The following is a 10,143-nucleotide window of genomic DNA, read 5'->3' as shown; positions in this document are numbered from 1 at the left end:
AAAAGCAATAGGTTGCGCGAACTTAGCGCCTCAATAAACGCAAGCTGGCTTAGAAGCTGCGTCCATCCACGCGCGAGGCCGTCCAGTCCCAAGGTTCGACATCGGTCAATGTGCGTATATTGATCGCCGCAACCTCGGATCCGTCAGGGGCAACACCATAGCCAAACGGCTGGACGCCGCAGGTCTTGCAAAAGCGGTGTTCGATCTTGTGGTGATTGAAAAGATAGGAGGTTGTCGCCTCCTCGCCTTTCAACAGACGAAACGCCGAACGCGGCGCAAACGCCAAGACGAAGCCTTTGCGATAGCAGTGCGAACAGTTGCACTCGATCAGGCCGTCCATTCCGACCTCGACCTCGTAAGCCACAGCGCCGCAATGGCACGAGCCTTTATGTGTAGCGGTATTCGTCATCAGGCATCCTCCAGCATGATCACACCCGGAACCGTTTTAAGCGCACCGCGCAAGGCGGCATCCAGACGATATCGGCCGGGCAGCTTCACCTCGACCTCGGTGCGTCCCTGCAGGGTTGTCTGAAGCCAGACCTCCCCACCCTTGCCATTGGCGCGGGCACGCTCCAGTCGCGATTTGAGCGCGTCAGGGTCGGCACCATTTGACGATATAATAACACGCAAGCCGATATTGGCATCATCCAGCAGCACATCCATGCGGCTGGCATCATCGCCAAAGAAGCGCACCTCTCCGTCCGACGCCTTGGCTCGCACCTTGACCAGAACCGAGGTGCCAACTTCGAGGACTTCGCGACAACGCCGCAACTGCTCCGGCGGGAACATACATTCGAACTCGCCCGTCGGATCAGAGAAGGTCACGAAAGCGAATTTTTCGCCAGATTTCATACTGGCACGTTCCTGTTTGCGGCGTACCACGCCCGCCATCTGGAAAGCTTCGTGTCCCGCCTCTGCCAACCCTTGAGCCTCGGCGACAAAGGTCACACGCTTGCGTTTCAGCGCAGGCGTCAGTTCCTCAAGCGGGTGGCCCGACAGGTAGAAGCCAACAGCTGCCAGTTCCTGATCCAGCTTTTCAGGGCCCGCCCAAGGCTCTACATTTCTAAGGCGAGGCCTCGACGCCCCCGCTTGGTCCGCCCCGAAGAGACTGACCTGCGACGATGCCCGTTCGGCAGCAACGCTTTGGCAATAGGCCACCAGCACATCGGCCTGCTCGAACAACTGGCGACGGTTTTGATGGATGCCGTCAAACGCGCCCGCACGCGCCAGACCTTCCAGAGCGCGCTTGTTGACCACCTTGGGATCAACACGTTCCAGAAAATCGAAGATGTCCACAAAAGGTCCGCCTTCGTTGCGGTTCTGAACCACATGGTTCATCGCCTCTAGCCCAACATTGCGGATGGCCCCCAGCGCATAGAGCACGCTGCCCTGCCCGTCTTCCCACGCAACATCAAAGTCACCAGACGAGCGGTTGATATCGGGCGCTAGAACCGGAACTTCGAACCGGCGGCAGTCCTGATAGAAAACAGCAAGCTTGTCTGTGTTCGACAAGTCCAGCGACATCGAAGCCGCAAAGAACTCGACCGGATGGTTGGCTTTCAGCCAACCCGTCTGGAACGAGATCAGCGCATAGGCCGCAGCGTGCGACTTGTTGAAACCATAGCCCGCAAACTTGGCCACAAGGTCGAAAATGGAACCCGACTGTTCTTCAGGAACATCCTTTTCCGACGCGCCCTTAACGAAGCGGAGGCGCTGGAAATCCATCTCCTCCTTCTTCTTTTTACCCATGGCGCGACGTAGAAGGTCAGCTTCACCGAGGCTGTAGCCCGCAAGAACCTGCGCGATCTTCATCACCTGTTCCTGATAGATGATGACCCCATAGGTTTCGGTCAGCACATCTTTCAGGCTCGGGTGCAGATAATCCACCTCGGCTCGACCAAACTTACGGTCGATATAGGTGTCGATCATCTCCATCGGGCCGGGGCGATACAGCGAGATCAGAGCCGTGATCTCTTCAATCGAACCGCATCGCATTTTGCGCAGCGTGTCGCGCATGCCCTGCGATTCAAGCTGGAACACACCAACCGTCTGGCCAGAAGCCATCAGTTCGTAGGTCTTGGCATCATCAAGTGGCAGCAGGTTCCATTCCGGCCCTGCTCCGCGACGATCAAGGAAGCCTTTGGCGCGGTCCAGCACCGTCAGGGTCTTCAGACCAAGGAAGTCGAACTTCACTAGACCCGCAGGCTCAACCCATTTCATGTTGAACTGGGAGGCCGGAATCGTCGAACGAGGGTCCTGATACAGCGGAACCAGTTCCGTCAGTGGACGGTCCCCGATCACGATCCCTGCCGCGTGGGTAGAGGCGTTCCGGTACAGCCCTTCAAGCTCTAGCGACGTATCAAGCAGCGTTTTCACCGCCGGCTCCGCGTCGCGCATTTCGCGCAAACGCGGCTCCATATCGACAGCCTGAGCCAGCGTTACTGGATTAGCCGGATTAGCGGGCACCATCTTGGCCAGACGGTCCACCTGACCAAATGGCATTTGCAGCACACGGCCGACATCGCGCAACACCGCGCGGGCCTGAAGCGTACCGAAGGTAATGATCTGGGCGACGCGGTCCTTACCGTAGAAATTCTGGACGTAGTCGATGACCTCTTCGCGACGCTCCTGACAGAAGTCGATATCGAAGTCGGGCATCGATACGCGTTCGGGGTTCAAGAAACGCTCGAACAGCAAGCCAAAACGCAGCGGATCAAGGTCGGTAATCGTCAGCGACCACGCCACCAGAGAACCGGCACCGGAACCACGACCAGGCCCGACCGGAATGTCATGCAGCTTGGCCCATTTGATAAAGTCAGAAACGATCAGGAAGTAGCCCGGGAACCCCATCTGCTGGATGATCCCGACTTCCCATTCCAAACGATCCCAGTATTCCTGCTCAGGCGCGAAGGCCTGATTTTTGGACAGGCGCGCCTTCAGCCCTTCGCGGGCCTGGTGGGCCAGTTCATCATTCTCGGAACGCCCTGCCCCCGTATCAAAACGCGGCAGAATAGGTTTTTGCGTCTGCACGAGGAAGGCACAGCGCCGCGCAACTTCCAGCGTATTGTCGCAAGCTTCGGGCAGGTCCGAAAACAGCGTCCGCATATCTTCGGGCGACTTGAACCAATGTTCACCCGTGACGCGGCGGCGCTCCTCCTGCCCCGTGAAAGCGCCGTCAGAAATACACAACAGCGCATCATGGGCCTTGGCCTGAGAAGCCTTGGCGAAATAGACATCATTGGTCGCAACCAGCGGCACGTCGCGCTCATAGGCCCATTCGACCAGACCACTTTCGGCCGCCAGTTCCTCCGGCAGGTTGTGGCGCTGCAACTCGACATAAAAGCGATCACCGAAGACCAGCTTCATAGCCTCGAGGGCTTCGCGCCCTTCATCGGCCTTGCCTTGCGCAAACAACGGATCAACAGGTCCGTCAGGACCACCCGACAGCAGGATCAGGCCTTCGGACTTTTCCGCAATCATTTCCCACGGCACACCGGCCTCGGGCATGTCGATGGTATCCAGGAAGGATGAAGACGACAGCGCACACAGATTGAGCCAGCCCTGCTCGTTCTGCGCCAAGAGCATAATGGTCGGCACCTTGGCCCAGCGCTCGGTCTTACGGCCACCGATACCGAAGACCGGCAAGGCACAGCCGACAATCGGCTGAACCCCTGCATCCTTGACCGACTGGCTGAACTCCAGCGCACCAAACAGGTTCGAGCGGTCCGCGACAGCCACAGCAGGCATTCCTGCATCGGCGGCCATCTTGCCGATCTTACCCGCCTTGATCGCTCCCTCGAGCAGCGAATAGGCGCTGCGAACGCGAAGATGAACAAAGCCGGCGCTGTCAGTGGTCTGGGACACCCAACCTACTCCAAACACCCGCAAGTTCGGGCTGTATCGCTATTGTGCGCGGAGTCGCCCTGTCGCTCCAGCAAAGGGCAAAAGCATGGCCGCATCCATCACGATACCAAAAAGGCAGCGTGCCAGACCATCCACACAAAGCTCCCGCAGGAAGCAAGAGCCAAGAGATCTTTGAAACGTCGCGACATCGGCTTATCCCCACACATGGATTAAGTTCTTGATTTGTTCTGATCCAGATTTTTCGCGTCCGCAAGCAAAAACACGCAGTTTTATAAAAATTGTTCCGATTTTGTTCTCACTGCATTGCCCGATGCCGCAACATGGGCCTTATATGATGTTCCTATTTTGTTTCATTCATGCTCATCTCCCATGCCCTTCCCCCAAGCCAGAATACAGCCGAGCGGTCCGGGTGTGCCAGAGGGTGGCGCACGCGGACGCGGTGCGCGCTCTAATCGATCAGGGCGTTTTGAAACTTATGAGAAGGTCGAGTTCGATGATGGCTGGACGGGCAATGATGTCCCTGCCCAGATCGAGACAACGCTGTCTCCGCTAAAATCACGGACCATCATCAGCCGTAATGACAGCCCCGATATCGGATTTGACCGCTCCATCAATCCCTATGTCGGCTGCATGCACGGCTGCATCTATTGTTATGCTCGCCCCAGCCACACCTATATGGGCCTGTCCGCAGGGCTCGATTTCGAGAGCCGTCTTTTCTACAAACCTGACGGCGCAGAATTACTGGCAAAAGAGCTGGCGGCACCGCGTTACCAATGCCGCCCGATCCATATTGGTGGCAATACAGATCCCTACCAGTCCGTCGAGCGTGACACCCTGCTCACACGGCAACTTCTGGAAGTCCTGCAGCGCTACAACCATCCTTTGTCGATCATCAGCAAATCAGCCCTGATTGCCCGTGATGCCGATATTCTAGGCGATATGGGCCGTCGTAATCTGGCGGTAGCCTGTATTTCCATCACCACTCTGGACCGCAAGCTGGCCCGCGCCATGGAACCGCGCGCCGCCACACCCGAGCGCAGACTGGAAGCCATCAGCCGCCTTAGGGATGCAGGTTGCCCTGTCAGCGTCGGCTTCGCCCCCGTCATACCCGGCTTGAACGATCACGAGATGGAGGCAGTGCTGGAGGCTGCCCGCAAGGCCGGTGCGACAGGGGCTATGTATGTCACCTTGCGCCTGCCCCACGAAATCAAGGACCTGTTCCGTGAATGGCTGGACGAGGCACGGCCCGATCGTGCATCGCGTGTCATGTCACTGATCCGGCAGACACGCGGCGGCAAAGACTATGACGCCGACTGGTCACAGCGCATGCGTGGCACAGGCCCTGTCGCAGACCTGATTGCCACCCGTTTCAAGGCGGCGATCAAACGTTATGGTCTGGAAAAGACCTATCAGCCGCTGGATACAAGCCAGTTCCGACTACCGCCCGAAGCCAGACCGCAAATGGATCTGTTCGAAGGCTGAATGCGTGGCTCAGTCGTTGGCGGCAGACGGGTCGATGAAGTCCTCGACCAGTTTGCGCCATGCAGCATCGGTCGCATCCACCAGATCAACGTCTTCACTCAAGGCAACCGCTCCGTCACCGTCGGGTAGGATCAGACCGTAAACCTCCATCTCCTCGTCATCGGAGTTGGTATGGATTTCGGCCTGAACAATGATGACCGGCTTTTCGCCGTCTTCATCCCACCAGATGGCAGGCTGGGGCAACTCAATGTCCATAGGATAAGGACGCTCGGTATCGCCCAGAGCAAACACAGCCGCCTTGGACTGAACATCGTCCAGCGTCGCAACACGGCCTGTAAACGGTTTCAAACGATCCCAGTCATCGAAATCGAACCCGCCGCCATCCACATCGTCGACATCGTGCGCTTCAGTCATTTTTCAAACCCCTAGCGGCGGAAGATGCCGACCAATTCGATATGGGAGGACCAGATGAACTGGTCAATCGGGGTCACTTTTTCCAGTGTAAAACCGGCATCGACCAGAACGCGCGCATCGCGGGCAAAGGTCTGCGGGTTACACGACACGCCCACAACAGTGTGCACCTTGGTGCCCGGCAATTGCTGGGTTTGCTCCAAGGCCCCCGCACGCGGCGGGTCCATGACGATGGCGTCGCAACCCTTGAGATCATAGGGCGACAGCGGGCGACGGAACAGGTCGCGGGCCTGCGCCTCGATACCCTTCAAGCCTTGTGCAGTCGAAAGCCCTGCCTTCAGCGCGGCAATCGAGGACGCCGCAGAATCTGCTGCCATCACCGAGGCAACCTCGGCCAGCGGGAAGCTAAAGGTGCCTGCGCCGCAGAACAGGTCCGCTACCTTCTTGGAGCCTTTAACCGCAGCCACGGCACGTTCCACCATGGCCTGTTCCGCCGCAGGCGAAGCCTGAAGGAATCCACCAGCGGGGATCGGCACAGATGCCCTGCCAAACGTGATGCGCGGTTGGCGCTCCATGACCAACGTATCGCCATCAAGGCTAAGACGCGCCAGGCCACCTTCGGCAGCTGCGGCAATCGCCTTGGCAATCTGGTCTGCGCCCGGACCGCCCGAACGCTTTTCGACGCCCGTCACATCCAGATCGATACCCGTATCGGTCAGGGTTGCATGCAATGTCGGTGCAGATTTCGGATGCACCAGGAACGCATCGGCCACCCGCGCCAGCGCCGGAAACGCCACCACCAGCGCAGGATCGGACACCGGACAGTCACGCACCTCGACCAGACGCCATGAACGACGCGCCTTGAAACCCAGAAGCACGCGGCCATTGGGACCACGACGAGCATGCAGGGCAATACGGCGGCGCGTGGCGGGCGGCGTTGCAACCGTCGCCTCGATCTCGGTCTCCAGCCCTTCACGCTTGAGCGTGTGAGCGACGACATCACGCTTCCATTCCAGATAGGGCGCATCCGCCCAGTGCTGGAGAGGCGCTACGCCACATTCGGCATAGGCTTCGGAAAAATTAGGGCGGCGATCAGCGCTGGCCTCGATAATTTCAAAGCTCTCGACACGGCCATCCTTTACCTCGGCGCGGACAACCTCGCCCGGCAATGCCCCCGGTACGAAGACGGCACCATGCGGCGTATCGGCGATCCCGTCGCCCTGGTGGCCCATGCGGGTAATGGTCAGTGTCTGAGTCATGTGCTGCTTCTAGCGACAGAAAGCGGCAAAAACAAAGGTGAACGAAAATGAACAGCTTTCACTGCGTTTGTTCAAATACCGTTCAGGTTCATCCCGCTAATCCTGACATCAAGACGGAGCGGACCTCATGGCCGCTCCTCACAGGAGCCGGGTAAAATGATCGCCAAGAAATCTGCCTTTGCACTCGCCGCCATCGCATGTGCCGCAACGGTCATGCCGACCATGGCCTCGGCTCAAAACTATGGCTCCTACGGCTCCTATGGCCAGAACCAGGCCTATTACGACCCATGCGTTCGTGATCAGCGCCAGCGTCAGGCAGGCTCGGGCATGTTGGGTGCTGCCATTGGCGCTATTGCCGGCTCGCAAGTCGCCTCGCGCGGTCGTCGCACCGAAGGCAGCCTGCTGGGCGGCGTTCTGGGTGCCGCAATCGGTGCCGGTGTTGGTCGCAGCACGGCCGCCTGCACCCCTGGTGATTATCCGCCCGCCGCGCCGGTCTATTACGAAACACGCCCGACCGCCCCGACCTATGATCCGCGTGATAACCGCCGTGACGACAGCTACGACTATTACCGCGACTATCCTCAAGACTATGACCGCGGCTATTCCAAACCGGCTCCGGTCGATGATGGTTGCCGTCTGGCCGAAAGCGAAATTCGTATGCCGGATGGTCGCGTAGAAACCCGCCATGTCCGTACCTGCCCGGACAATAACGGCCGCTATCGCATCGTCGATTAAACTTCAGCCCCCCTGTCGATTGACGATGCGAAGAGGGCCGCCGGATCACTCCGGCGGCCCTCATTCTATTTCGGGGTATTGTTTCTAGGTTTTGCGTGCCCAGAGCAGGAATTCGGTATTGCCGTCTCCACCGGTGATCGGACTGTTCGCCACGTCCTGCACGGCCCAGCCAATACTTTCCAGCCAGTCACGCACCTTGGTCACCGCCGCCTGATGGGCCTCGGGGTCTTTGACAACGCCCTTCTTGCCCACACCCGATGGACCATCCGCCTCGAACTGGGGCTTTACCAATGTCATCAGATGCGCCCCGTCCGCCGCCAGAGACAGCGGCACCGGCAGCACTTTTGACAGGCTGATAAAGCTGGCATCACAGACGATCAGGCTTGGGGCCTCGGTGATCTGTTCTGTTGTCAGTTCACGCGCATCGGTCTTTTCAAAGTTCACTACGCGCGGATCGGCAGCGATCTTCGCGTGCATCTGCCCCTGCCCCACATCGACGGCAAAAACCTTGGCCGCACCCTTATCAAGGCACACCTCGGTAAAGCCGCCCGTAGAGGCACCGACATCCATCACAACCTTGCCCGCGACATCCAGCGGCCAAAGCTCGAAAGCCTTTTCCAGCTTCAATGCACCTCGCCCGACCCAGCGGTGCGCGGCGGTGTATTGAATGACGGCATCTTCCAGTACTTTCAGCGAGGCGGCCTTAGCCACCTCACCGTCCACGCTGACATTCCCCGCCTCAATGGCAGCCTTGGCCTTGGACCGGCTTTCGGCCAGTCCAAGGTTCACAAGGTGTTGGTCGAGCCTGATACGGCTCACGCCATTGCTTCCAGTCGAGCCAGAGCCGCGACCAGCTTGGCCTTGCCCGCTTCGGCATCGGCCAGTTTCTGGCGCTGTTCTTCGACCACTTCCGGTGCAGCACGCGACACAAAGTTCGGGTTGCCCAGCTTTTTGTTGTAGTGGCCGATATCGCTTTCAAACACGGCAACTTCCTTGGCCAGACGTGCCTTTTCGGCGTTCAGGTCAATGAAGTCGGCCAGCGACAAGGCCACGGTCGCACCACTCGACACACAGGTCACAGCGCCCGACGGCGCAGCATCCAGCACCGACACTTCGGACACACGGCCCAGCGTCAGGATCAGCGGACGGTGACGCTCGACCAGCGCCTTGATGCTGTCATCGGCACCCACGAAGGCCAGCGGCGGCTTGGCCGACGGCGGCACATTCATTTCGGCGCGCAGACCGCGCAGCTCGCCGATCAGATCAACAACCCAACCGATTTCCTGCTCGGCCGAGGCGTCGATATAGCTCTCCGGCAGTTCCGGCCAAGCCGCACCGATCAGCAGGCTTTCACGCGCCGGACCGGTTTTACCCAGTTCGGCCCACAGTTCCTCGGTGATGTACGGCATCACCGGATGCAGCAGCTTCAGAGTCTCGTCCAGAACCCATGCGGTCATGGCGCGGGTCTCGGCCTTGGCGGCTTCGTCAGTACCCTGGAACACCGGCTTGGCCAGTTCCAGATACCAGTCGCAGAACACGTTCCAGATATAGCGGTACAGTGCGGTGGCAGCATCGTCGAAACGGCCACCTTCGATCGCTTCCGAGATCGAACGCTGGGCCTTGGTCAGTTCGCCACGGATCCAGCGGTTGATGGTCTGCTCCACGTTCGACGGGTCGAAACCGTCAATGCGGGCGCATTCGTTCATCTGGCTAAAGCGTGCGGCATTCCACAGCTTGGTTCCAAAATTACGATAACCTTCAATGCGTTGCTTCGACAATTTAATGTCGCGCGTGCCCGACAGGATCGCCATAGTAAAGCGCAGCGGGTCAGCACCCAGCTCGTCGACGATCTCCAGCGGGTCGATGACGTTGCCCTTGGACTTCGACATCTTATGGCCCTTCTCGTCACGGACGAGGCCATTGATGATGACACGCTTGAACGGCGCATCGCCCATGAAGTGCTTGCCCATCATCATCATGCGGGCAACCCAGAAGAAGATGATGTCCGCTGCCGTGACCAGATCAGCCGTCGGATAGAAACGCGCCAGATCGTCGGTCTTTTCCGGCCAGCCCATGGTCGAGAACGGCCACAGAGCCGAGCTGAACCAGGTGTCCAGAACGTCTTCTTCGCGGGTCAGGACAACGCCAGCACCCAGCTTAGCCTCGGCTTCGGCGCGCGCCTCTTCCTCGGTTTCAGCAACGAAGATTTCGCCGTCAGGACCGTACCATGCCGGAATCTGGTGGCCCCACCACAGTTGGCGCGAAACACACCACGGCTCGATATTGTTCAGCCACTCGAAATAGATCTTCTCGTAGGACTTCGGCTCGAAGACAGTTTCACCATCTTGAACGGCCTTTAGGGCTGGTTGGGCCATGGTCTTGGCATCAACCC

At 59.0% G+C, this 10,143-nt stretch carries 8 protein-coding genes; 2 read left to right on the top strand and 6 right to left on the bottom strand.

Features of this window, described 5'->3' with window-relative positions; genetic code table 11:
* Positions 1-49 precede the first annotated feature (49 nt).
* Positions 50-409 (bottom strand): GFA family protein, encoded by a 360-nt coding sequence (locus RSB01_RS11905; RefSeq protein WP_332620562.1) that lies wholly within the window; start codon positions 407-409, stop codon positions 50-52.
* The gene (gene dnaE, locus RSB01_RS11900) at positions 409-3,864 is read right to left on the bottom strand and encodes a DNA polymerase III subunit alpha (protein WP_332625529.1); all 3,456 of its coding nucleotides are present in this window, start codon (positions 3,862-3,864) and stop codon (positions 409-411) included. Before dnaE ends, RSB01_RS11905 begins: the two co-directional genes overlap by 1 nt.
* A gap of 369 nt (positions 3,865-4,233) precedes the next feature.
* Here dnaE and RSB01_RS11895 point away from each other — a divergent pair, with 369 nt between their 5' ends.
* Positions 4,234-5,346, top strand: coding sequence for a PA0069 family radical SAM protein (locus RSB01_RS11895; RefSeq protein WP_332591926.1), 1,113 nt, complete (start codon positions 4,234-4,236; stop codon positions 5,344-5,346).
* A gap of 9 nt (positions 5,347-5,355) precedes the next feature.
* Here the strand turns inward: RSB01_RS11895 and RSB01_RS11890 are convergent, their stop codons facing one another.
* Both RSB01_RS11890 and RSB01_RS11885 read right to left on the bottom strand, forming a co-directional pair.
* Entirely contained in the window at positions 5,356-5,760 is a 405-nt protein-coding gene (locus RSB01_RS11890) for a hypothetical protein (RefSeq protein WP_332591927.1), read from the bottom strand.
* Between the two features lie 11 nt (positions 5,761-5,771).
* Complete coding sequence (locus RSB01_RS11885; protein WP_332591928.1) at positions 5,772-7,016, bottom strand: class I SAM-dependent RNA methyltransferase; 1,245 nt, start codon at positions 7,014-7,016, stop codon at positions 5,772-5,774.
* Between the two features lie 156 nt (positions 7,017-7,172).
* On the opposite strand from RSB01_RS11885, the gene RSB01_RS11880 reads away from it, so the two are divergent.
* Complete coding sequence (locus RSB01_RS11880) at positions 7,173-7,751, top strand: glycine zipper 2TM domain-containing protein (RefSeq protein ID WP_332625527.1); 579 nt, start codon at positions 7,173-7,175, stop codon at positions 7,749-7,751.
* A gap of 84 nt (positions 7,752-7,835) precedes the next feature.
* Here the strand turns inward: RSB01_RS11880 and RSB01_RS11875 are convergent, their stop codons facing one another.
* Both RSB01_RS11875 and RSB01_RS11870 read right to left on the bottom strand, forming a co-directional pair.
* Positions 7,836-8,570 carry a TlyA family RNA methyltransferase gene (locus RSB01_RS11875; protein ID WP_332591885.1) on the bottom strand — a complete coding sequence of 245 codons (735 nt, stop codon included), beginning with the start codon at positions 8,568-8,570 and terminating at the stop codon, positions 7,836-7,838.
* Positions 8,567-10,143, bottom strand: a 1,577-nt coding sequence (locus RSB01_RS11870; RefSeq protein ID WP_332625525.1) for a class I tRNA ligase family protein, incomplete at its 5' end; no start/stop codon positions are given. The genes RSB01_RS11875 and RSB01_RS11870, both read right to left, overlap by 4 nt.

Origin of the sequence: Brevundimonas sp. (genome assembly GCF_036659295.1) — a bacterium.
GTDB lineage: Bacteria > Pseudomonadota > Alphaproteobacteria > Caulobacterales > Caulobacteraceae > Brevundimonas.
This window is presented reverse-complemented; position numbering and strand designations above follow the sequence as displayed.